This is a genomic window from Erwinia sp. V90_4 (assembly GCF_029967685.1).
GTDB classification, from domain to species: Bacteria; Pseudomonadota; Gammaproteobacteria; order Enterobacterales; family Enterobacteriaceae; genus Erwinia; species Erwinia aphidicola.
This window is the reverse complement of sequence record NZ_JASCAQ010000040.1, coordinates 56,612-80,456: the sequence shown is the minus strand read 5'-3', so window position 1 is coordinate 80,456 and position 23,845 is coordinate 56,612. Positions and strand designations below refer to the sequence as shown.

Annotated in this window: 21 protein-coding genes; 10 read left to right on the top strand and 11 right to left on the bottom strand. The window is 59.5% G+C overall.

From position 1 onward, the window contains the following. Positions 1-15: 15 nt before the first annotated feature. Complete coding sequence (locus QLG07_RS06990) at positions 16-1,953, bottom strand: exoribonuclease II (protein ID WP_282468862.1); 1,938 nt, start codon at positions 1,951-1,953, stop codon at positions 16-18. 147 nt (positions 1,954-2,100) lie between these two features. Further along, positions 2,101-4,407: an FdhF/YdeP family oxidoreductase gene (locus QLG07_RS06985; RefSeq protein WP_187498269.1), complete on the bottom strand. Its 2,307-nt coding sequence runs from the start codon at positions 4,405-4,407 to the stop codon at positions 2,101-2,103. A gap of 242 nt (positions 4,408-4,649) precedes the next feature. Between QLG07_RS06985 and QLG07_RS06980 the strand changes: the two genes are divergently transcribed. Both QLG07_RS06980 and QLG07_RS06975 read left to right on the top strand, forming a co-directional pair. Next, complete coding sequence (locus QLG07_RS06980; RefSeq protein WP_282468861.1) at positions 4,650-6,239, top strand: PTS transporter subunit EIIC; 1,590 nt, start codon at positions 4,650-4,652, stop codon at positions 6,237-6,239. A gap of 62 nt (positions 6,240-6,301) precedes the next feature. Continuing rightward, entirely contained in the window at positions 6,302-7,198 is an 897-nt protein-coding gene (locus tag QLG07_RS06975; protein ID WP_282468860.1) for a LysR family transcriptional regulator, read from the top strand. 1 nt (position 7,199) lies between these two features. On the opposite strand, the gene QLG07_RS06970 is transcribed toward QLG07_RS06975, so the two are convergent. From QLG07_RS06970 to pspF, 7 genes are all read right to left on the bottom strand, one after another. Beyond that, positions 7,200-8,348 (bottom strand): oxidoreductase, encoded by a 1,149-nt coding sequence (locus QLG07_RS06970; protein ID WP_282468859.1) that lies wholly within the window; start codon positions 8,346-8,348, stop codon positions 7,200-7,202. A 237-nt stretch (positions 8,349-8,585) separates the two neighbouring features. Continuing rightward, positions 8,586-9,392, bottom strand: a complete 807-nt coding sequence (gene sapF, locus QLG07_RS06965; RefSeq protein ID WP_048915975.1) for a putrescine export ABC transporter ATP-binding protein SapF — start codon at positions 9,390-9,392, stop codon at positions 8,586-8,588. Beyond that, the gene (sapD, locus tag QLG07_RS06960; protein ID WP_282468858.1) at positions 9,392-10,384 is read right to left on the bottom strand and encodes a putrescine export ABC transporter ATP-binding protein SapD; all 993 of its coding nucleotides are present in this window, start codon (positions 10,382-10,384) and stop codon (positions 9,392-9,394) included. Before sapD ends, sapF begins: the two co-directional genes overlap by 1 nt. Then, positions 10,384-11,274 carry a putrescine export ABC transporter permease SapC gene (sapC, locus tag QLG07_RS06955; RefSeq protein ID WP_062818254.1) on the bottom strand — a complete coding sequence of 297 codons (891 nt, stop codon included), beginning with the start codon at positions 11,272-11,274 and terminating at the stop codon, positions 10,384-10,386. The genes sapD and sapC overlap by 1 nt, the downstream gene beginning before the upstream one ends. Then, positions 11,261-12,226, bottom strand: coding sequence for a putrescine export ABC transporter permease SapB (gene sapB / locus QLG07_RS06950; protein ID WP_048915978.1), 966 nt, complete (start codon positions 12,224-12,226; stop codon positions 11,261-11,263). The genes sapC and sapB overlap by 14 nt, the downstream gene beginning before the upstream one ends. Then, positions 12,223-13,851 (bottom strand): ABC transporter substrate-binding protein SapA, encoded by a 1,629-nt coding sequence (gene sapA / locus QLG07_RS06945; protein ID WP_282468857.1) that lies wholly within the window; start codon positions 13,849-13,851, stop codon positions 12,223-12,225. Before sapA ends, sapB begins: the two co-directional genes overlap by 4 nt. A gap of 509 nt (positions 13,852-14,360) precedes the next feature. Next, positions 14,361-15,347 carry a phage shock protein operon transcriptional activator gene (pspF, locus tag QLG07_RS06940; RefSeq protein WP_282468856.1) on the bottom strand — a complete coding sequence of 329 codons (987 nt, stop codon included), beginning with the start codon at positions 15,345-15,347 and terminating at the stop codon, positions 14,361-14,363. A 171-nt stretch (positions 15,348-15,518) separates the two neighbouring features. On the opposite strand from pspF, the gene pspA reads away from it, so the two are divergent. The 7 genes from pspA to tyrR all read left to right on the top strand — a co-directional run bounded on the left by pspA (position 15,519) and on the right by tyrR (position 21,350). Then, entirely contained in the window at positions 15,519-16,184 is a 666-nt protein-coding gene (pspA, locus tag QLG07_RS06935) for a phage shock protein PspA (RefSeq protein ID WP_282468855.1), read from the top strand. Positions 16,185-16,240: 56 nt separating this feature from the next. Beyond that, positions 16,241-16,468: an envelope stress response membrane protein PspB gene (gene pspB, locus QLG07_RS06930; protein WP_282468854.1), complete on the top strand. Its 228-nt coding sequence runs from the start codon at positions 16,241-16,243 to the stop codon at positions 16,466-16,468. After that, positions 16,465-16,812 (top strand): envelope stress response membrane protein PspC, encoded by a 348-nt coding sequence (gene pspC / locus QLG07_RS06925; protein ID WP_048915983.1) that lies wholly within the window; start codon positions 16,465-16,467, stop codon positions 16,810-16,812. The genes pspB and pspC overlap by 4 nt, the downstream gene beginning before the upstream one ends. A 31-nt stretch (positions 16,813-16,843) precedes the next feature. Further along, on the top strand, positions 16,844-17,059 hold the full coding sequence (gene pspD / locus QLG07_RS06920) for a phage shock protein PspD (protein ID WP_048915984.1): 216 nt from the start codon (positions 16,844-16,846) through the stop codon (positions 17,057-17,059). A 69-nt stretch (positions 17,060-17,128) separates the two neighbouring features. Continuing rightward, positions 17,129-18,526, top strand: coding sequence for a YcjX family protein (locus QLG07_RS06915; RefSeq protein WP_099754202.1), 1,398 nt, complete (start codon positions 17,129-17,131; stop codon positions 18,524-18,526). Further along, positions 18,523-19,578 (top strand): YcjF family protein, encoded by a 1,056-nt coding sequence (locus QLG07_RS06910; protein ID WP_282468853.1) that lies wholly within the window; start codon positions 18,523-18,525, stop codon positions 19,576-19,578. Before QLG07_RS06915 ends, QLG07_RS06910 begins: the two co-directional genes overlap by 4 nt. A gap of 206 nt (positions 19,579-19,784) precedes the next feature. Next, positions 19,785-21,350, top strand: coding sequence for a transcriptional regulator TyrR (tyrR, locus tag QLG07_RS06905; protein WP_282468852.1), 1,566 nt, complete (start codon positions 19,785-19,787; stop codon positions 21,348-21,350). 91 nt (positions 21,351-21,441) lie between these two features. On the opposite strand, the gene tpx is transcribed toward tyrR, so the two are convergent. Then, positions 21,442-21,945 carry a thiol peroxidase gene (gene tpx, locus QLG07_RS06900; protein ID WP_048915987.1) on the bottom strand — a complete coding sequence of 168 codons (504 nt, stop codon included), beginning with the start codon at positions 21,943-21,945 and terminating at the stop codon, positions 21,442-21,444. Positions 21,946-22,063: 118 nt separating this feature from the next. On the opposite strand from tpx, the gene ycjG reads away from it, so the two are divergent. Then, positions 22,064-23,047 carry an L-Ala-D/L-Glu epimerase gene (ycjG, locus tag QLG07_RS06895; RefSeq protein ID WP_282468851.1) on the top strand — a complete coding sequence of 328 codons (984 nt, stop codon included), beginning with the start codon at positions 22,064-22,066 and terminating at the stop codon, positions 23,045-23,047. On the opposite strand, the gene mpaA is transcribed toward ycjG, so the two are convergent. Beyond that, entirely contained in the window at positions 23,027-23,734 is a 708-nt protein-coding gene (mpaA, locus tag QLG07_RS06890; RefSeq protein ID WP_099754192.1) for a murein tripeptide amidase MpaA, read from the bottom strand. The genes ycjG and mpaA overlap by 21 nt on opposite strands. Positions 23,735-23,845: the final 111 nt, after the last annotated feature.

Sequence of the window (23,845 nt, the reverse complement as noted above, 5' to 3'; positions counted from 1 at the left end):
CCCCTACTGTCAGGTTCAGGCGACCGGACGAGCCACGATGCTGCGGGTTTCCATGCGCACTTCGGCGATGGTCACCTCAATCAGGTCGGTGACGCGATAGACCACCTCACCTTTGATCTGCACCGTGCCGTTTTCATTGCTCAGTACCAGCTCATCGCGTACCGCATGAATAAACGGTGCCGGGATAAAGGCGACAGCGCCGTTATCCTGCAGGCGAACACGCATGCCGCCGCGCGAGACGTCGATAACCTCGGCGCTAAAGCGCCGATCGGTGCCGACCGCTTTCTCAAGGAATCGCGAGTAGAGCCAGTCACCGACATCGCGCTCCGCCATGCGGTTTTGACGGCGGCGCTCGGCCATTTTCACTGTCAGCTCATCGGCAGGGCGCTCAGCGGCTTCACCTTTGATCATCGCTTTCAGCAGGCGGTGGTTAACCATGTCGCCGTACTTACGAATAGGGGAAGTCCAGGTGGCGTACGCCTCAAGGCCAAGACCGAAGTGCGGGCCAGGAGTGATGCTCACCTCAGCAAAAGACTGGAAGCGGCGAATGCGGCTGTCAAGGAACTGGGTGGGCAGCGCATCCAGCTCACGGCGCAGGTTACGGAAACCGTCCAGCGTGGCAATCGCCAGCGGATCGGCGGTGACGCCGTGGTTGGCCAGCACGCCAGCAGCCAGCTCCGCGTTGGCTGCATCAAAGCCGAGGTGCACGTTATACACGCCAAAGCCGAGCTTATCGCGCAGCACGGTGGCAGCGCAGATATTGGCAAGGATCATCGACTCTTCCACGATGCGGTTAGCAATGCGGCGGTGTTCGGCGACGATATCCAGCACTTCGCCTTTCTCACCCAGCAGGAAGCGGAAATCAGGGCGGTCTTTAAACACCAGCGCATGCGCCTGGCGCCATGCGCTGCGTGCCAGGCATAAGCGGTGCAGCAGGCGGATCTGCTCAGCAATCGCTTCGCTTTCCGGCTGCCATTCGCCGCTATTTTCCAGCCAGTCAGACACGTTGTCGTAGACCAGCTTGGATTTTGACTCAATCCAGGCGGCGAAGAAGTGGATATCCTCACCCAGCGTGCCATCCGCAGCCACGGTCACGCGGCAGGCCAGCACCGGACGGCGCTCACCGGCACGCAGTGAACAGGTGTCATCAGACAGCTGGCGCGGCAGCATCGGGATATTAAAGCCCGGCAGATAGTTAGTGAATGAGCGTTCAGCGGCGACCGCATCCAGCTTGCTGCCGACCGGCACGTAAGCCGTCGGGTCAGCGATGGCGATAGTCAGAGTCAGCGCGCCGTCGGCGGCCTCTTCCACATAGAGCGCATCATCCATATCTTCGGTGCTGGCGCTGTCGATGGTGACGAAGTTCAGAGCAGTGAGGTCTTCACGCTCCAGCCCTTCATCCAGCATCTCTTCAGGCGCAGCCACGTCCGGGGCTTCACGCTCCAGATTGTGGCGCGACAGCGTCACCCACCACGGAGCCAGATGGTCATCCGCAGTGGTAATAAATTCGGTCAGTTCAGCATAGAAGGTGCGGTCGCCCTTCAGCGGATGGCGGCGCATCTCTGCCACCGCCCAGTCTCCGGCCTGAAAGTCATGCTTCACGCTGCGCTCTGCGCGGCACTGGATCGCATCTTTCAGCAGGGGATGGTCGGGAACGATCGACAGGCGGTCGTCTTTTCTCTGTACCCGGCCTACAAAACGCGTCAGGAAAGGTTCAATCAGCGTTTCAGGATCGGCAACTTCGCGATCTTTGTCGGTCTGAATCACTGCGCTCACGCGGTCACCGTGCATCACTTTTTTCATGAACGGTGGCGGAATAAAGTAGCTTTTCTGCGGGTCGACTTCCAGGAAGCCAAAACCTTTTTCCGTGCCTTTTACCACACCCTCAACACGCGGTGTCTGGGAGTGGAGTTTCTCTTTAAGCTGCGCGAGCAGCGGGTTATCCTGGAACATAATTTCAACGTTTTCGTGGCCTAAGAGCGGCAGACAGTTTTACGCGATTAACCGCGCTACGGCAAGAAAAAACCCCGTTTCCGGGGTCTTCAGGGGCGACCATTTTTTCCGGCCGCCTGGTTAAATCAGCCTGCCGTTATGAGCGCATCAGGCAATGCGCAGGCCCGGCGTCACCGGTGAGAGGGTAATTTTTACCGGCACGGACTTGGAGGTCGGGGTACCGCTGCCGTCACCAAAACTGGAAAGCGGAACCAGCGGGTTAGTTTCCGGATAATAGGCCGCGAGATTACCGCGTGGGATGGCGTAAGGCACCAGCTTGAAGCCGCTCACTTTGCGGGTAATTCCATCGTTCCACAGGGTTTCAATATCCACGTTGTCGCCGGCGGCGTAGCCCATGCTTTCCATATCCTGCGGATTGATGAACAGCACCTCGCGCTGGCCATATACGCCACGGTAACGGTCATCAAGGCCGTAAATGGTGGTGTTGTACTGATCGTGAGAACGCAGGGTCTGCAGCGTAAACGGCACTTCCTCATCCAGCTGCGGGAACAGCGAGGTGGGCAGGGCAGCGGCGCTGAACTGGGCTTTCTCATTCAGGGTAGTAAAGCGCAGCTCGGCGGCAGCATTACCCAGGTAGAAACCACCTTTCAGATCGCATTTGGCGTTGAAATCGCTAAAGCCCGGAATCGTCGCGGCAATATGGTCACGGATTTTGTTGTAGTCACCGGCAAGCGATAACCAGTCAACTTTATCGCTGCCCAGCACGGCATTGGCGATCCCCGCGACAATCCAGGTTTCTGACCGCTGGGTATCGGCGAGAGGTTTGCCGACGCCCTCGGAGGCATGCACCATGCTGAAAGAGTCTTCGACGGTAATAAACTGCGCACCGCTGGCCTGCACATCCTGCTCGGTACGGCCAAGCGTTGGCAGGATCAGCGCATCGATCGCCCCCGGGCAAAGATGGCTGCGGTTAAGCTTGGTGCTGATTTGCACGGTCAGGCCGCAGCGTCTCAAGGCTTCTTCGGTGCGAGGGCTGTCCGGGGCGGCTGCCGCGAGATTGCCACCGAGGGCGATCAGCACTTTAACCTCGTCGCGCAACATCGCTTCCAGGGCTTCAACGGTGTTATGGCCGATTTCACGGGGCGGCTCAAAGCCGAAATGCTGACCCAGGCTGTCAAGAAACGCTTTAGACGGTTTCTCATCAATGCCCATAGTGCGGTTGCCCTGCACGTTACTGTGGCCGCGCACCGGGCAAAGTCCGGCACCTTTTTTACCCAGCTGACCAAACAGCAGCTGCAGGTTGACGATCTCACGCACGGTATCCACCGAGTGCTTATGCTGGGTAATGCCCATCGCCCAGGTACAGATCACCCGCTCGGAGTGTTGATAGATGGCGGCGGCTTCACGAATTTGCTGTTCACTCAGGCCGGACTGGCTGACAATGTGTGACCATTCGGTGGCGTCGACTTCGGCCAGATAAGCCTCCATCCCTTCAGTTTTGGCATTGATAAACACTTCATCAAACAGGCCCTTTTCACCCTGCGCCACTCGCGCACGATGGTTTTCTGCCAGCACTTTCACCATGCCGCGCACCGCCGCCATATCACCGCCGAGATTCGGCTGATAGTAGGTCGAGCTGATTTTACCGGCCATGCTGGTCACCACTTCCAGCGGTTTCTGCGGGTCGGCAAAACGCTCCAGCCCGCGCTCGCGCAGGGTATTGAACGTGACGATTTTCGCCCCGCGATCGGCGGCGTGGCGCAGGCTGTGCAGCATACGCGGATGGTTGGTGCCGGGGTTCTGACCGAACACGAAAATCGCATCAGCATGGTCAAAATCGTCCAGGCGGATGGTGCCTTTGCCGACGCCGATGCTGCGTTTCAAACCGGTGCCGCTGGCTTCGTGGCACATGTTAGAGCAGTCGGGGAAGTTATTGCTGCCGTTCATGCGGCCAAACAGCTGATACAGCCAGGAGGCTTCATTACTGGCGCGCCCGGAGGTGTACAGCTCCATCTGGTCAGGATTGTCCATCGCCTTGATATGGGAAGCGATAAGCTGGAAGGCATCGTCCCAGCTAATGGGCTCGTAGCGGTCGGTGGCGCGGTTATAGCGCAGCGGTTCGGTCAGGCGCCCCTGATATTCGAGGAAGTAATCGCTCTGCTGATACAGTGCCGAGACGCTATGCTGAGCAAAAAAATCGGCACCGATATTGCGGCGGGTGGCTTCCCAGGTCACCGCTTTCGCACCGTTCTCGCAGAAGCTGAAGGTACTTTTATTATCATCACCCCAGGCACAGCCCGGGCAGTCAAAGCCTTTCGCTTTGTTCATGCGCATCAGATTGCGCAGATTTTTGATCACTTGCTTGCTGTCAAAAACGAAGCGGGTCGTGGCTTCCAGTGAACCCCAACCGCCCGCAGCGGCCTGGTAAGGTTTGATGGCTTCTTTAAATTTCATTATCTCGCAGGCTTATGTTGAATAATTGTTATGAGTATATGTCTTCTTTATGGCAATTCTGCGAGTGGCAGGGGGATTTGTCTAATTGATTGAGGAAATGGTGCGATAGGCGCTGTTTATCATGGCAGGCGCAGAAGTGTGATTGCGCTCAAGAATTAACCGTTAAAATTGCCGCTGAAGACGATCTTAATCAAGCACGCGACTAATACTTAGCTCTTTGCAGTCAGAGCGGGAGAGGTCAGATGAAAGAGTTTGCCAGCAAGATCCACGCCTTCGGCAAAGCGCTGATGATGCCGATTTCGGTGATTGCCGCCGCCGGCATTTTCCTTGGTGTGGCGGCGGCGTTGCAAAATCCGGCGATTACCGGGGAGGCCTTCGCCAGCATGCAGACGCCCCAGCTGATCATTGGCTTTATCCGTAAGGTCGCCGGGGCGCTGTTTGCTAACCTGCCGCTGTTCTTTGCCGTTGCCAGCGCCATTGGCCTGGCAAAAGCGGAGAAACCGACGGCCGCCTTTGCCGCGGTGATAGGTTTCATCGCTATGCACGTGGGCGTTAGCGCCACGCTAGCCGCCAAGGGTCTGACCGCTGCCACTACCACACCCGCCGCGCTCCAGCAGCAGGGCATGGACCAGACAGCAGCGATGATGACCTCGGCGGAATACATCCCGATGCTCGGTATCTTTACCTACAACATGAGCGTGCTGGGCGGGGTGATTGCCGGGCTGCTGACGGTGGCGATCCATAACCGCTGCTACACCACTCAGCTGCCGACCGCTATCAGCTTTTTCGGCGGACGGCGCTTTGTGCCGATTGTCACCGTGCTGGTGCTGCCGTTGGTGGGCGTGCTGCTGGCGTTAGTCTGGCCGACGATTGGCGCCGGGATTGCCTGGGTCGGGGAGCTGATTGGCAAAAGCGGCCAGTACGGCGCATTGCTCTACGGTACCAGTGAACGCCTGCTTATCCCGACCGGGTTACATCACATCCTCAATGAAACCGTGCGCTTCACGCCGATTGGCGGCATTGCCACGGTAGACGGGCAGACGATTGTCGGCGCGCTGAACATCTTTAACACCTCACTGACGCATCCCGGCTCGGTGGCGGATGCCACGGTGCAGGAGGCCACGCGTTTCCTCGCCCAGGGTAAAATCCCGGTGATGATGTTTGGCCTGCCCGCCGCCGCGCTGGCGATTTATCACTGTGCGCGACCGGAACATAAACAGCGGGTGAAGGCGCTGGTAATGGCCGGGGCGCTCACCTCGTTTACCACCGGGATCACCGAGCCGCTGGAGTTCTGCTTTATCTTTGTCTCGCCGGTGCTCTACATCCTGCACGCCCTGCTGAGCGGGCTGTCGTTTATGCTGATGTCGCTGATGCACCTGATGATTGGCAACATTCAGGGCGGTGCGATTGATCTGGTGGTGTTCGGCATTCTGGGCGGCAGCAAAACGGCCTGGTGGTGGAGCGTGGTGCTCGGGCTAATCTACGTGCCGATCTACTACTACGGCTTTAAATTCATCATCCTGCGGATGCGGGTGGAAACCCCGGGGCGAGAATCCGGGCAGGAACCGCAGCAGGAGACCGTTGCCGCCGACGAGCGCACCCGCGTGATTATCAGCGGGCTGGGCGGGAAGGCCAATATAGAGGACGTCGATTGCTGCTTCACCCGTCTGCGCGTGCGCGTTAAGCAGATGAACGAGGTAGTGGACCAGACGCTGATGAGTACCGGTGCCAATGGCGTAAATCGCGTTAGCGATCGCGATGTGCAGGTGATTTATGGGCCGCAGGTAGAGAAAATAGCCAGCGAGGTGAAAAGTGCGCTGGGCGTGGCATGAAGTCGCGTTTCTGGCTCTCAGGCTGTTACTATTAGCCAAAATTTACCAATAAAATAACCATTATGGATATCAAGCAGCTCATCTACCTGTGCAACCTCGAGCGCGAGCGCCACTTTGGCCGTGCCGCAGAAGCCAGCTTTGTCAGTCAGCCCACGCTTTCGATGCGCCTGAAAAAACTGGAAATTGAGCTGGGGCTGTCGCTGATTAACCGCAGCAATAACTTCGACGGCTTCACCCCGGAAGGGGAGCGTGTGCTCTCGTGGGCGCGGGAGATCGTCTCGGTTTATCAGGGCTTAAAGCTGGAAGTTGAGTCGCTGAAGCACGGGGTTAACGGCACGCTGCGCATCGGCGTGGTGCCCCAGTGCAGCATCTCGCTGCCGGTGATGCTGAAGGCGATTAGCGAGCGCTATCCGCAGCTGGATTACCGCGTGGCGGTGCTGAGCGCCGATCAGCTGCTGGAAGCGCTGAATAGCCATACGGTGGATGTCGGCATTGGCTTCTTTGAGCTGTCGACGCTGCGCGAACTGCATTTTCAGGCAGAAACGCTGGTGGATAATGGCGTGGAGCTGCTGTTTCATCCGCAGCATTTTCCGCAGTTGAACGGCACTGAGCCGCTGACGCTGCCAGAGATCGCCGCGCTGCCGCTCTGTCTGGCCGATCAAACCCGCTATTTTCGCCGCTATGTTGACGGGCATTTCCGCGAAGCCGGGCTGGAGCTGCGCGTGGTGCTGGAGACCACCTCGGTATTTCAGCTGCTGCAGGGCGCGCAGGTGGGCCTGGGCTGCCTGATTTCTCCCGTCGGGCATCTGATCGCGGGGATGAGCGGTGAGCTGAGCCGCCGCGCGGTGGCGATGCCGCCGATGTCACGCCAGGCTGCGGTGGTGATCGCCGAGCCTGGTCGCGCCACTCCGCTGGCACAGCATTTCTTCGATGAAGTACGGCGCTGGCTGATGGGCTGAGCTAACGCGCTGCCGTGCTGCCGAGGCCCTGCATCAGGCGGTTGCCCCAGCTGGCGTTAGCCACGCTAAGGATTATCGCAAACACTTGCGCGCTACTCAGCCCGGCCTCTTTCAGCGGTTGCACGTGCGCCGCGTTAACCCGCTCGGGCGAGCGCGTTAGCTGGGCTGCCAGCTGGATCACCGCCTGCTGCTGTGGGTCAGCCAGCGCCAGCGCGTGATCGACACTCGCCTGCAGTGCATCACGCAATTCGCCCAGCGCTAAGCGGCCAAAGCAGGCAGCACTGCCGTTAATCCTTGCGGTCACTGCCGCCGCCAGCGTGGCCTGCGGCGAATGACGGATTTCAGACAGTGCCTGCAGCAGGCTCGCCCAGCCGTACAGGGTTTTGCCGTCGTGCGCGAACAGCCAGGCACCGGCTTCCAGCTCGGCTATCGGCTGACAGAAAGTCAGGGCCTCTAACTGATCGGTTGCGGCGTAACGCATTTCGAGCGGCGGCAGGCTGGGCTGCCACTCTGCCGCGGTGCTGAACAGCTCGGGGTCCGCGTCTGCAGGCACCGTTACGCCCGGCATCCAGCGCACGGGCAGCGCCAGCAGGGCATGAATTCCGGCCACCACGCGTGCCTGGTAGCTGACAAAGCCAATAATCTGGCTGAGCGTGACAATATCCGACGCACTGAGCCCCACATCATCCAGATGCTGTACGGCAGCGGCGTCAATCAACGTTGGCTGGCTGGCAAGCTGGCGGGCATACTCGGTGATTTGCGTCAGGCGGCGATTGCTCTCACGCGATGAATCCGGCCCAGGCAGCGGGTTAAGCCGCGCCGCATAGTGATTGCACAGTCGCTGAACGCCGGTAACCTGCGCCACCGTCAGCGCGCTGCTCAGTCGGTCATACAGCGTAAGCGTGTGGGTCAGAGTGGTGGTTAATTCGTTGGGGAACAGGATCTGATAGAGATCGCGTGAGGCCAGCAGTGCGGGCTGCACCTGCTGCAAAGTGGGGATCAGGTCGCCCTCGACCTGCTGCGCCAGACCAAGCAGGAAACGGTCTTCAATAGTGGCAGCTTCGGGCACCAGCGGCGCGCGCTGCGCGGGCAGGCTGGTCTGGGTTTCATGATACCAGTGGTTGTTGCCGGTAAAGCGGCGCTGTTCCATGATCATTCCTTTTCAATTACGGCACGGGTATCCTGGCGTAAGCGCTAAAGCGAAAGAAATAATGTTCGGTGCTATCAAATAGCTGGATGGCATAAGCGGTGCCGTCGTAGGGGCGAGGCATGCCTCGCCCTGGCCAGGCAGTGCCATCGTAGGGGCGAGGCATGCCTCGCCCTGGTCAGCAGTTGCCGGGTCAGGCATACGCCGGGTCAGGCATGCCTGACCCCTACGGGGTGGGGGTTAGCGGTCTTTACGCCACGCGTCGGCGGTCAGCGCTTCACCGAAGTGGCTGGAGATCAGGCGTTTGGTAAGATCGTGCAGCGGGCAGGCCAGCACGTCGGCGGTGCTGCCGCGCTCCACCACTTCGCCCTGATGCATCACCAGCAGCTTGTCGCTGATATGTTTCATCATACCCAGATGCTGCGTGACGTAGATATAGGCAATACCGTGCTTGTCCTGCAGCTCCAGCATCAGATTGATCAGCTGCGAGCGCATCGACATATCCAGCGCCGCCAGCGCTTCATCCGCCACAATCACCTTCGGCTGTAAAATCAGCGCGCGCGCCAGGCCGATGCGCTGCTTCTGACCCGGGGCCAGCATGTGCGGATAATAGGACGCGTGGTCGCGCAGCAGCCCGACCTGGCGCAGCGTGGCGATAATACGTTTCTCGCGCTCATCTGCATTCAGCTCGGTGTTGAGGCGCAGCGGGAAATCGAGGATCTGGCTGATGCGCTGGCGCGGATTCAGGGAGGTCGACGGATCCTGGAATATCATACGAATGCGCTGACTGCGATAGCCGTAATCGCCATACTCCAGCGGACGATCGTCAATCACTATTTCGCCGGATGAGGGGGCAATCATCCCGCTCAGCATTTTCGCCAGCGTCGATTTGCCCGAGCCGTTTTCACCGATAATCGCCAGCGTCTGGCGCTCGCGCAGGGTGAAGCTGACATCCTTCACCGCCTCAACATGCTGGCGGCGGAACAGCCCGGTGCGGTATCGGTAGGTTTTACTCAGGTTGCGCACTTCCAGCAGCGTTTCAACCATTACTGACTCTCCATATTCAGCGGGAAGTGGCAGGCAAACATATGACTCTTCGACCCGGTTAAGCGCGGGGTCTCAATACAGGTTTTCTGGGCATAAGGGCAGCGCGGGCCCAGGCGGCAGCCAATCGGCAGGTGTTCAAGCGAGGGGATGGCACCCGGCAGCGTATTGAGGCGGCTCTTGTGCGGCAGCGAACGGCCAAAGTCCGGCATTGCGCGGATCAGCGCCTGAGTATAAGGGTGATGCGGCGCGCTGATCAGCTCGTCGCTGAGCGCGGTTTCCACCGTCTGCCCGCAGTACATCACGTTAATTTTATCCGCCCACTGGCTCAGCATCTGCAGGTCGTGGCTGATCAGCAGAATAGTGGTGTTATTGTTTTGGTTGAGCCGGGAGAGCAGGCGGAAAATCTGCGCCTGGGTGGTCGGTTCCATGGCGTTTGTTGGCTCATCGGCAATCAGCAGGCGCGGCTGATTCGCCAGGGCGATGGCAATCATCACCTTCTGGCACTCGCCGTCGGTCAGCTCATACGGGAAGCTGCTCATAATATCTTTATGATCTTTGATGCCAACGCGGTGCAGCAGCTCAATGGCGCGGCGATGGCGCCAGCCAAAGCGCTGATACCAGCGGCCTTTCCACGTCCAGCCGGGGATCGCCTGCTTGATCTGAGTGCCGATACTTTCCGACGGGTCAAGGCACGACTGCGGCTCCTGGAAAATCATCGACACGTTATGACCGACAATTTTACGCTGTTCACGCGGCGTCAGGTGCAGCAGGTCGATGTCGTTAAAGCGCATGCGGTCAGCGGTGATGCGCCAGTTATCCTTGGTGACACCGCAGATCGCCTTGGCGATCAGGCTCTTGCCCGAACCGGATTCTCCCACCAGCCCGCGCACTTCACCTTCGCTCAGCGTGATGCTGACCCGGTCGACCGCTTTTACCGGCCCTTCGGAGGTCATAAATTCTATCGTCAGGTTACGAATATCGAGCAGCGGCATTATTCAACTCCCGCAACGATGGCCCGGCGTGCGCCGTCACCCAACAGGTTAACAATCAGTACACTAAGCATAATCGCTGCGCCCGGTAACATCACGGTCCAGGGAGCAACATAAATCAGCTCCAGCGAATCGCCCAGCATCGCGCCCCACTCCGGGGAGGGGAGCTGCGCACCGAGATCGAGGAAGCCGAGTGCGGCGATATCGAGGATCGCCATCGACAGCGCGCGGGTAAATTCGGTCACCAGCAGCGCCAGAATGTTAGGCAAAATGGCATACCAGAGAATATCCAGGCTGCTGGCGCCGTCGAGACGCGCGGCCACCACGTACTCTTTTTCCAGCTCATCATGCACCGCGCTGTAAATGGCGCGCACCAGGCGCGGCAGAATGGCCAGGAACACCGCCAGCATCGCATGTTCCAGCCGTGGACCCATAAAGGCCACCACGATGATAGCCAGCAGCAGAGAGGGGATCGACAGCAGCGTGTCGAGCACGTGATTCATCACCGCCGAGCGCAGGCCGTGCGTCAGCCCGGCAAAAACGCCAAGCACCATCGCACACAGCGCCGCCGCCAGCGTGACCACAATCGCGGAGCCGACGGTCGGCGCCGCGCCGCTCAGCAGGCGGCTGAGCAGATCGCGCCCCAGATCGTCCGTACCGAGGAAGAACGAAACATCGCCATAGCGTGACCATGAAGGCGGCAGCAGCTGGAAGCCGAGAAACTGCTGGTCGAGGCCGTAAGGCGCCACCAGCCCGCCAAAAATGCACAGCAGCAGCAGCGCGATAAAGCCATAGAAGCCAATCATCGCCGTGGTATCGCGATAGAACAGCCCCCACGTGTGGCGCAGCGGGCTGGGCGGCCGCTTCTCGGAGTAGATATTATCTGAGGGCATACCATTCCTTATGCTTCAGCGGGTTTGTCATGGCACCCAGAATATCGGAGAGCACGTTCACGGCGATCACCAGAGCGCCAACCACCATCACGCCGGCGGAAATCGCCGCATAATCCTGCTGGCGAATGGCGTTAATCAGCCAGCGGCCGAGGCCTGGCCAGCTAAACACCACTTCAGTAATCATCGCCAGCGTCAGCATGGTAGAGAATTGTAGCCCGAGACGCGGGATCACCGGCGGCAGGGCATTATGCAGTACGTGACGGCGGATAACGGTGAAGCGCGACAGCCCGCGCGTGGCGGCGGCTTTCACATAGTTCTGCTCCATCACCTCGCGGGTGCTGATGCGCAGCAGGCGGATCACCTCAGTGGTGGGTGCCACGGCCAGCGCGGTAACCGGCAGGATCATATGCTTAAGCGCGCTGATAATCATCTCATGGCGCCACGGCGAGTCCGTCAGCCAGGCATCAATCAGTGCGAACCCGGTGATGTGCTGCACCGGATAGAGCAGGTCAAAGCGCCCGGACACCGGCAGCCAGCCGAGATTAAGCGAGAAAAACAGCGTCAGCAACAGCGCCAGCCAGAACACCGGCAGGGAAAAGCCGAGCAGGGCCACGGCGCTGATCGCTTTATCCTGCCATTTGTTACGCATCACCCCGGCGACAATACCCAGCGGAATACCGACCAGCAGTGCCAGGCTGAAGGCCATAAAGCACAGCTCCAGCGTGGCGGGGAACACTTCACGCAGCTGCAGATTAATCGACTGACCGTTAATACTGGACACCCCGAAATCCAGCTGCACGATGCCTCTGAGCCAGAACAGCAGCGCATCCCACAGCGATGCACCCTGCAGCGGCGCATGCGGCGTGAAATAGCTCAGGCTGAAGCCAACCAGCGTCAGCATAAACATCGTGACGATAAACAGCACCAGGCGGCGCAGCGTATAGATAATCACGGCGATTTCTCCTCACCACTTTCGCGGTGGACACCCGCAAAGGAAGCATTACCAAACGGGCTAAGCACCAGGCCTTTGATATCGTGGCGGTAGGCCTGCAGGCGCAGCGAATAGGCCAGCGGCAGCACCGGCAGCTCCTGCGACAGCAGCGCCTGGGCGCGATCGTAATAGTCGATGCGGTTAGCAAGCTGCTGTGACAGCAGGGCCTTATGCAGCAGCTCATCAAACGCCGAGTTACACCAGTGGGCAAAGTTGGTCTGTGAGGCAATGGCCGCGCAGCTCAGCAGCGGGCGGAAAAAGCTGTCCGGATCGTTACTGTCGGTTGCCCAGCCGGTCAGCGTCAGGTCGTGGTTATTCTCCATCAGTCTGGCTTCCTGGAAGCGCCCCTCTACCTGCACGATGGTCACTTTGACGCCAACCTGCGCCAGATCGGCCTGAATCAGCTCGGCGGTTTTCAGCGGGCTGGGGTTCCAGGACTGTGAGGCAGAAGGCACCCACAGGTTGAGGTGCAGGTTCTCAATGCCCAGCGCCTTTAGCTCTTCACGGGCTTTCTGCGGATTATAGGGCGTGACGCGCGCATCGGTATCATAGGCCCATGAAGCGCGCGGCAGAATCGAGGCTGCGGTCTCGGCGGTGCCGTAATAAATCGACTCCATCAGGCGTTCATTGTTGATTGCCAGCGCCAGCGCCTGGCGCACCTGTGGACGATCGAGCGGCGCTTTGCGGGTATTAAACGCCAGATAGGCGATGTTCATGCCCGGGCGCAGCGTCAGGCGCAGGCGCGGGTCGTCACGCAGGATAGAGAGCTGGCTGGCGGCAGGGTAGGCCAGCACGTCGCACTCGCCGGTCAGCAGCTTGGACAAGCGCCCGGTGCCGCCCGCTGCCATATCGACCACCACCTGCGCCATGCGCGGCTGGCCTTTCCAGTAAGCGTCATTGCGCTGCAGGCGAATGTACTGTCCGCTGCGGTAATCATTCAGCATAAACGGACCGGTGCCAACGGGCTCGCGATCGAGCTGCTCCTGGCGATCAATTTTGCTCAGCCGATCGGCATACTCGGCTGACAGCACCGGCGCGTAATGGGTGGCAAGGTGCCACAGGAAGGACGCATCCGGGCTGTTAAGGCGGATTTCTACCGTATCCTTATCCAGCTTCTTCACGCTCTGCACCGCATCGGAAAATTGCAGGCTGTCAAAGTAGGGGTAGCTGCCGCCGTTGACGTTGTGCCACGGGTGCTTGCGGTTAAATACGCGCTCGAAGCTAAACACCACGTCATCGGCATTCATCGGGCGGCTGGGTTTGAACCAGGCGGTGTGCTGGAAGGCCACGTTGTGACGCAAGTGGAAGCGATAGGTGGCGCCGTTATCCAGCACTTCCCAGCTCTCTGCCAGCTCGGGGATCAGGCGATAGGTGTAAGGATCGACGTCAAGCAGGCGGTCATACAGCTGGGCGGCGAGGGTATCCACCACCAGCCCACCGCTGGCCATCTGCGGGTTAAAAGTATTCATTACGCCGTTAACGCAATACACGAAGCCGCTCTGGCGGATATCACCGGGCGTTGCGGACCAGGCCGGGGCGCTTAGCACGCTCAGGCTCAGAAGCAGAGTGGAGATTAGTTTGCGCATAACTCTTCTGAAAATTCAGGCAATAAACACAGTGTACCGCACTCTCAGGCTGCACCCAAAGTTTGCTGCATAGTGGCGGGGCGATTCCGCTACATTAATAAGCACATCAACCAGAGGGTGTTGAAAATACGCACAAAGTTGTTATGGAAATGAGAAAGATTCTCAACAAAATGCTTTACAAGCAAGACTGAGAATGATTATTATTCCCCTGCGCTTCACCGGTGGCTCTGCCGCTGAAGAGCACGACATTGCTCACATTGCTTCCAGTATTTTTAGCCCACCCTGCGTGGGCTTTTTTTTGCCGTAAAACCAGGGTCGGGCATGCCCGACCCCTACGAGGGTGCGGCACAATACCGTAGGGGCGATGGCATGCCCGACCCCAGCGAAGGTGCGGCGCAACACCGTGGTGCGACGGCATGCCCGCCCCCTGTGAGGGTGCGGCGCAACACCGTAGGGGCGATGGCATGCCTCGCCCGCCGTTAATGATGGCATGCCTCGCCCGCCGTTAATTATGACGGATTCAAATCGTGTTTCTTCAGCATGGCGCGCAGCTGATGATAGGTCACGCCCAGCAGCCCGGCGGCGCGTTTCTGATTAAAGCGCGCCTGCGCAAGGCTTTTCTCCAGCAGCGTTTTCTCCTGTTCGTGCTGCCAGCGGCGCAGATCCAGCGGCAGCGCGGGCAGGGCGTCCGCGGCGGGCTCCTCCAGCGGGATAGGCGCAGTGCGCTCGAACGGATTGATAATGATGTTATCCAGCGGCTCCTCAATGCTGGCGTGGCGATACACCGAGCGCTCCACCACGTTTTTCAGCTCGCGCACGTTGCCCGGCCAGCCGTAATCCAGCAGGCGCTGTTCAGCCGCCGGAGAAAAACCGGGAAACAGCGCCAGCCCCAGCTCGCGGCACATCTGAATGGCGAAGTGCTGCGCCATCACCAGAATATCGCTGCGCCTTTCGCGCAGCGGCGGGAGCTGCACCACATCGAACGCCAGGCGGTCGAGCAGGTCGGCACGGAATCTCCCCTCCTGCGCCAGCTTCGGCAGGTCGTCATTGGTGGCGCACACCAGCCGCACGCTGACCTGCAGCGGCTGGCTGCCGCCGACGCGCTCCAGATGACCATATTCAATCACCCTCAGCAGCTTCTCCTGCACCAGCATCGGCGCGGTTGCCAGCTCGTCAAGAAACAGCGTACCGCCGTCAGCGCGTTCAAACCGGCCAAGATGGCGTTTCTGCGCGCCGGTAAAAGCGCCGGCCTCGTGGCCGAACAGCTCCGAATCCAGCAGGTTTTCATTGAGCGCGGCGCAGTTGAGCGAAATAAACGGCCCCTGCCAGCGGTCGGATAAATAGTGCAGACGGCTGGCGATCAGCTCTTTGCCGGTGCCGCGCTCGCCAATAACCAGCACCGGCTTATTCAGCGGCGCGAGGCGGGAAACCTGCTCCAGCACTTCCAGAAAGTTGTTTGATTCACCGAGCAGGGTATCAGGATTTTCGCTCATCATTAATTTCACCAGGTGTTAGTGATAAAAACCACTTTAGCCGCTGTGGCTGAGGGTGTAAAGCCGCCCGGCCCAGTAAAATCAGCAACATAAAAACTGGCACGCTATTTGAATAGTAATAACTCACAGCGCACTATCATTTGTGCCGACAACTGACTGAAGAGGATTTCGATAATGGGTATTTTTTCTCGCTTCGCCGACATCGTGAACGCCAACATTAACTCGCTGCTGGAAAAAGCAGAAGATCCGCAGAAGCTGGTGCGCCTGATGATTCAGGAAATGGAAGATACGCTGGTTGAAGTGCGTTCCACTTCTGCCCGCGCGCTGGCTGAGAAAAAACAGCTGCTGCGCCGCATTGACCAGGCTGAAAGCCAGCAGGCGGAATGGCAGGAAAAAGCTGAACTGGCACTGCGTAAAGAGAAAGACGACCTGGCGCGCGCTGCGCTGATGGAAAAACAGAAGCTGACCGATCTGATTGCCACACTGCAGCAGGAAGCCACTCAGGTAGAAGAGAGCCTGGCGCGTATGAAAAGTGAGATTGGTGAGCTGGAAAGCAAACTGAGCGAAACCCGCGCACGCCAGCAGGCATTGACCCTGCGTCATCAGGCCGCTTCCTCCTCACGCGATGTGCGCCGCCAGCTGGACAGCGGTAAAATTGATGAAGCGATGGCGCGCTTTGAATCGTTTGAGCGCCGCATCGATCATATGGAAGCCGAGGCCGAGAGCCACAGCTTCGGCAAGAAGAAAACGCTCGATCAGCAGTTTGCCGATCTGCAGGCCGACGATGAAATCAGCGAGCAGCTGGCCGCGCTGAAAGCAAAAATGAACCGCAGCGAATAATGTAACGGGCCACGAAAGTGGCCGGATAACCTATGCTTAACCCGCAAGGAGAGTGAATGAGCGCGTTATTTTTAGCCATCCCCCTGACGATCTTCGTGCTGTTCGTGGCACCGATCTGGCTCTGGCTGCACTACAGCAATCGTCGCAGCGGCTGCGCTGAGCTGTCGCAAAATGAACTGCAGCGTCTGCAGCAGTTGACCCAGGACGCACGCAAAATGCGCGAGCGCATTCAGTCGCTGGAAGCTATTCTCGACGCTGAGCATCCGAACTGGAGGCAGCCATGAGTAAGAACAAACTGTATCGCATTCCGCAGCAGGGCAAGCTGAAAGGCGTCTGTGCCGGGATTGCCGACTACCTCGGTATTCCGGTGCTGCTGGTACGCGTGATTGTGGTGCTGTCGATGTTCTGCGGGCTGTTTATCTTTACCCTGATTGCCTACTTCGCGCTGGCGGCGGTGCTCGACGAAATGCCGCTCAGCGTGCAGGGGCAGGATAAACCGCTGAGCGCCCATCAGCTGCTCGATGAACTGAGTGCAGAACTGAATGGCGGAGAGCAGCAGCTACGTGAGGTTGAACGCTACGTGACTTCTGAAACCTTCAGCGTGCGCAGCCGCTTCCGTCAGCTGTAATACTAAAACCGGTCTTCAACGGAGAAATACGATGCGCCAATGGCAACGACATGCCCCGGCCCTGAAAAAGGCCGGTAAGTTTATTCTGATTAATGCGGTCACCTATGGCCCGGCAGGCCTGAGCGGCTGGGCGGTCAAATCCGTTGCCCGCAGGCCGCTGAAAATCCTGCTGGCCTGGGCACTGGAGCCGCTGGTGCGGCGCGTAATGAAGCGCGCGACCGCTCGCTGGGTCAAACCGACCCGTTAAAGGATTGTGCGGTGCTGGCCTGATGTTACGATAATGGAATAACTCGCAATAAGGATGGCAACCCCACAGATGAAAAGACTGCAAAATGAATTACTTTCTCTGGTCAATCGCGGCGTGGATCGCCATCTGCGCCTTGCGGTTACCGGCCTGAGCCGCAGCGGAAAAACCGCTTTTATCACCTCTCTGGTTAATCAACTTCTCAACGTTAACGCCGGTGCGCGCCTGCCGATGTTTTCCGCCGTGCGCGAACAGCGTCTGCTGGGCGTGAAGCGCGTGCCGCAGCGCGATCTCGGCATGCCGCGCTTCACCTACGATGAGGGGCTGGCGCAGCTGTATGGTACGCCGCCAAACTGGCCCACGCCGACGCGCGGCGTCAGTGAAATGCGTCTCGCGCTGCGCTATCGCTCGCGCGATTCCCTGCTGCGCCATTTTAAAGACGCTTCAACCCTGTACCTGGAGATCGTCGATTATCCCGGTGAATGGCTGCTCGACCTGCCGATGCTGGCGCAGGATTACCTGAGCTGGTCGCGTCAGATGACTGGCCTGCTGCAGGGCGACCGCGCAGCCTGGTCCCAGCGCTGGCAGCAGCTGTGCGCCGATCTCGACCCGTTAGCGCCCGCCGATGAAAACCGTCTGGCAGAGATCGCCGCGGCCTGGACCGAATATCTGCAGCGCTGCAAGCAGGAGGGGCTGCACTTTATCCAACCGGGGCGCTTTGTGCTGCCGGGTGAGATGGCGGGCGCCCCGGCACTGCAATTTTTCCCATGGCCGGCGGTGGACGAGGGCGGTGAAACGCGCCTGATGCAGGCCGATGCCTCCACCAATATCGGCATGCTGCGCGCGCGCTACCAGTACTACTGTCAGCACGTGGTGAAGGACTTCTATAAGAATCACTTTCTGCGCTTCGATCGCCAGATCGTGCTGGTGGACTGCCTGCAACCGCTCAACAGCGGGCCGCAGGCGTTTAACGACATGCGCCTGGCGCTGACCCAGCTGATGCAGAGCTTCTCCTACGGGCAGCGCACGCTGTTTCGCCGCATGTTTTCCCCGGTGATCGACAAGCTGCTGTTCGCCGCCACCAAATCCGATCACGTCACCGCCGACCAGCACGCCAATCTGGTCTCGCTGCTGCAACAGCTGGTGCAGGACGCCTGGCAGAATGCTGCCTTTGAAGGCATCACCATGGACTGCGTGGGGCTGGCATCGGTGCAGGCCACCCAGAGTGGGCGCGTCGATCATCAGGGCGAGAGCATCCCGGCACTGCGCGGTCACCGGCTGGCGGACAATGAGCCGCTGACGGTCTATCCGGGTGAAGTGCCGCCGCGCCTGCCTGGCAACGCATTCTGGCAGCAGCAGGGGTTCCACTTTGAACAGTTCCGTCCGCAGGATCTGGATGTCGATCGTCCTCTGCCGCATATCCGCATGGATGCGGCACTGGAATTTTTACTGGGAGATAAACTGCGATGAACGCACCGATTAAACCACGCATTGATTTTGCCGCACCGTTAAAAGAGGACGCGGCCGCGCCGCTGCGCCCAACCCAGGCCTTTGCCGCGCAGCAGGATAATTTCGTGGTCGTCGATCCAGAGCGCGAAGCCGAAGAAGAGGGCGCAGGCGAGCAGGCCGTCGAAGCCGCACTGCGCCCGAAGCGCAGCCTGTGGCGCAAAATGACCATCGCCGGGCTGGGGCTGTTTGGCGTCAGCGTGGTGGCGCAGGGCATACAGTGGATGCATCAGGCCTGGGTGACGCAGGACTGGATTGCGCTGGGCGGCGGCGCGGCGGGCGCACTGGTCGTCGCGGCCGGAGCCGGATCGCTGATAAGCGAATGGCGGCGGCTTTATCGCCTGCGTGAACGTGCGGAAGAGCGCGACGTGGCGCGGGAGCTGCTGGCCAGCCACGGCATCGGTAAAGGGCGCGCATTCTGTGAGAAGCTGGCCAGCCAGGCCGGACTGGATGCCGGGCATCCGGCGCTGCAGCGCTGGCAGGCCTCCCTGCATGAAACCCATAACGATCGCGAAATCGTCGCGCTCTATGCGCAGCTGGTGCAGCCGGTGCTCGACCGCCAGGCGCGCCGGGAAATCAGCCGCTATGCCGCTGAGTCAACGCTGATGATTGCCGTCAGCCCGCTGGCGCTGGTGGATATGGCATTTATCGCCTGGCGCAATCTGCGGCTGGTGAATCGTATTGCCGCGCTGTACGGCATTGAACTTGGCTATTTCAGCCGTATTCGCCTGTTCCGTCTGGTGCTGCTCAATATCGCTTTCGCCGGTGCGTCTGAACTGGTGCGCGAAGTCGGCATGGACTGGATGTCACAGGACATTGCCGCCCGTCTCTCAGCCCGGGCGGCGCAGGGAATTGGCGCCGGGTTGCTGACGGCGCGCCTCGGCATTAAAGCGATGGAGCTGTGCCGCCCGCTGCCGTGGCTGGAAGGGGAGAAACCCCGTCTGGGTGACTTCCGCCGCGATTTGATCGGCCAGCTGAAAGAGAGCATGCAGAATGGCGGCAAAAGTGACAAATAAGCTCAGGATTACAGCGACTGTCAACATTTCCTGACAGACTTCTTTTGGAGCTACAAAGGATAGCGTATTATTTCGCAATCATTTATCGGCTGCATCGGGCGAGGCATGCCTCGCCCCTACGCCATCATTAGTAGGGGCCAGGCATGCCTGGCCCGATAAGCTTGATAACGCGCGAATTGTTATGATCACACTAAAGGTTAATACGCATGCGTCTTGAAGTCTTTTGCCAGGACCGAATCGGTCTGACCCGCGAACTGCTGGATCTGCTGGTCGAGCGCAGCATCGACCTGCGCGGCATCGAAATCGCCGCCATTGGCCGCATCTATCTGAATTTTTCCAGCGTCAGCTTCGACCAGTTCAGCCAGCTGATGGCAGAAATTCGCCGCATACCCGGCGTGACCGACGTGCGTACCGTCTCATACCTGCCTTCCGAACGTGAACATCGCGCCCTGAGTGCGCTACTGGTGGCGCTGCCGGAGCCGGTATTTTCCATCGATCTGAAAGGCAAAGTTGAGCTGGCGAACCCGGCAGCGCAGACGCTGTTCGCCCTGAATGAAGAGAAGATGCGTAACTACAGCGCCGGTTCGCTGATTAGCGGCTTCAACTTCCAGCGCTGGCTGGAGAGCGAGCGCATCGAAGCGCAGGCGCATCACGTGGTGCTGCAGGGGCGCGACTTCCTGATGGAGAACACCCCGATTCATGCCCAGGATGAAGAGGGGGGAACGCCGGGTCCGGTTGGCGGCGTGGTGATGCTGAAATCCACCGCGCGGATGGGCCAGCAGCTGCAGAACCTGGCGGTCAATGATGACAGCGAATTCCAGCATATTGTCGCCGTCAGCAGCAAAATGCGTCAGGTTATCGATCAGGCGCGCAAGCTGGCGATGCTCGATGCGCCGCTGCTGATCGTCGGCGATACCGGCACCGGAAAGGATATGCTGGCACGCGCTTGCCACCTGCGCAGCGCGCGCGGCAAAAAGCCGTTCCTCGCGCTGAACTGCGCTTCGCTGCCGGACGACGTGGCGGAAAGCGAACTTTTTGGTCACGCTGCCGGGGCCTACCCGAACGCGCTGGAAGGTAAAAAGGGCTTCTTCGAGCAGGCCAGCGGCGGTTCGGTGCTGCTGGATGAGATTGGGGAAATGTCGCCGCGCATGCAAACCAAGCTGCTGCGCTTCCTCAATGACGGCACCTTCCGCCGCGTTGGGGAAGAGCATGAGGTGCACGTCGATGTGCGGGTGATCTGCGCGACGCAGAAAAACCTGATGGAGATGGTACAGCGCGGCGAATTCCGCGAAGATCTGTTCTATCGCCTCAACGTGTTAACCCTTAATCTGCCGCCGCTGCGCGACCGCCCGCAGGATATCCTGCCGCTGACCGAAATGTTTGTGGCGCGCTTTGCCGACGAGCAGGGGGTGGCAAGACCGAAACTCTCCGCGCAGCTCAATGCCTTCCTGACCCGCTACACCTGGCCTGGCAATGTGCGTCAGCTGAAGAACGCGCTCTATCGTGCATTAACTCAGCTGGAAGGTTACGAACTGCGCCCGCAGGATATCGTGCTGCCGGAGTATGCGATGGAGCTGCCGCTGGGGGATGATGCGATTGAAGGGTCGCTGGATGAGATCACCAGCCGCTTTGAACGTTCAGTGCTGACGCGCTTATATCTTTCGTATCCAAGCACGCGCAAGCTGGCGAAACGGCTCGGGGTTTCACATACGGCGATTGCCAATAAGCTGCGGGAATATGGGCTGAGCCAGAAGAAGAGCGAAGCGGAATAGGCCGTGATTGTCGGGTAAATGGGCCGATCGAAAAAGAGGATCGGCCCCTACAATTCGGGCCGATCGAAAAAGAGGATCGGCCCCTACATTTTTAATTGAGCGATGCCAGGGCGGCATCGTAATCCGGCTCGGTGGTGATCTCGTTAACCATCTGGCTGTAGATAACGTTATCTTTTTCATCCAGCACCACAACGGCGCGCGCAGCCAGGCCTTTCAGCGGGCCATTAGCAATCGCCACGCCATAATCCTGCAGGAATTCGTTGCCGCGCAGCGTGGAGAGGGTCACCACATTGCTCAGGCCATCAGAGCCGCAAAAACGCGACTGGGCAAACGGCAGATCGGCAGAGATGCATAACACCACGGCATTGTCGACTTCGCCCGCCAGCTGGTTGAATTTACGCACTGAAGCGGCACATACGCCGGTATCAATGCTCGGGAAGATATTCAGAACTTTGCGCTTACCCGCGTAGTTTGACAGAGAAACTTCGGAAAGGTCTTTGGCCACCAGGGTGAACGGTTTTGCGCTCTGGCCCGGCGTTGGCAGCTGGCCGTCAACGGAAACCGGATTGCCCTGAAAGTGTACGGTCTGAGACATAATCTATCCTTTTAATGTTAATGGTGTTTAACCTGGTCCAGTGTATGCCATGCTTGAGGTGTGCGACAGTTTAATATCCGTCATGCTGTCCAATTATAATGAAATCAGGGAGCTGAGTATGAGAGCAGTCAAGGTCTACCCGGAAAGCTGGCCGTTGCACAGCCCGTTTGTCATTGCCCGCGGCGCGCGCAGTGAGGCGGGCGTGGTGGTGGTCGAACTGGAAGAGGATGGCATAAAAGCCGTTGGTGAGTGCACCCCTTATCCCCGCTATGGTGAAAGTGAAGCCTCCGTACTGGCGCAAATTACTCAGCTGCTTCCCGCGCTGCAACAGGGGATGGATCGCGCCCAGCTGCAGCGAAGCCTGCCCGCAGGGGCGGCACGCAATGCCCTCGACAGCGCGCTGTGGAACCTGGAAGTGCAGCGTACGCAGCGCAGCCTCTGGCAGTTGACCGACAGCGCACAGCCACAGGTGATTGAGATGGCGCAGACCGTCAGCATCGACGGGCCGGAAATGATGGCCAGCAGCGCGCTGGCGCTGTGGGAGAACGGCGCCAGGCTGCTAAAAATCAAACTCGACAATCATCTGATTACTGAGCGGCTGGTGGCGATCCGCAGCGCGGTGCCGCAGGCGACGCTGATTGTCGACGCTAACGAATCCTGGCACGGCGAGGGGCTGGCCGCGCGCTGTCAGCTGCTGGCCGACCTCGGGGTGGCGATGCTGGAGCAGCCGCTGCCTGCGGGTGATGATGCGGCGCTGGAAAACTTTATTCATCCCCTGCCGATCTGCGCAGATGAAAGCTGTCATACCGTCGACAGCCTGCCTGCACTGCGTGGCCGCTATGAGATGGTGAATATCAAACTGGATAAAACCGGCGGCCTGACCGCCGCGCTGGAGCTGGCCGCCGCCGCGCAGACGCAGGGATTCGCCATTATGCTCGGCTGTATGCTGTGCACCTCACGCGCGATCCGCGCCGCGCTGCCGCTGGTGCCTCAGGCGCGCTTTGTCGACCTCGACGGCCCCACCTGGCTGGCGGTGGATGCCGACCCGGTATTGCCGTTCAGCTGCGGGCGCATTGAGCTGTCACGGCTGCCAGCTGAGTAAATCCACCAGGGCGCCGAGATACTGTTCGGTGGCCGCGTCGGCGGAAATCGGCGGGAACTCTGCTGTGATGCATGGCATATCCAGATCGGCGCACCAGCTGCCAAACGAACCCGGCGTGGCATAGCCCACGCTGGTAACCAGCGGCAGGCCGGTTTTGCTCGCCAGCCAGTGCCCGAGCGGGCTGCTGTCCGGGTCTTCAATACAGGCCAGCGGCTCGTGGAAGCTGACAATCCACGCCGGGGCAATCTGGTGGATCAGCTGGCACAGCGCTTTGGTTTCCGGTTCAGACGCGGCGAAATCCCCGGTCGACAGCTGGACATCGCGCTCGTCGGCCGCACTATTCCAGCGGTAAACCGTGTCACCGGGCTGCCAGTTGGCGGCAGGAAAATTACGATTCAGGTCAACCCCGTTAGCATTGGCGCGTAAGCCAAGCTGGCAGCCATCCGGATTTACCGCCAGCACCACGTGGTGACGGCGGTGGCTGTCCTGCAGCGTGCGCATAGCGCATGAGAGGGTGACCACGGCGGCATTCTCATCGCCGTGCGTACCGGCGAGGATCAGGCCACTCTCTTCATCCGCCATGGGCGCCGGGAACCACAGCAGCGGAGCACCCAGTACCGACTGTCCATAAGGTTGCGCCACGGCATCAAGACGACCGCGCAGCGGTCTCGGGTGAAGTAACGACATCTGCAGTGCTCCAGTTATTTAGCCAGTGATTAAGCTAGCACATTGCCCGTCAGCGTTCATCGCTCACACAATGAATAAAATACTATTTACGCTGTAACAATCTGCGTTACA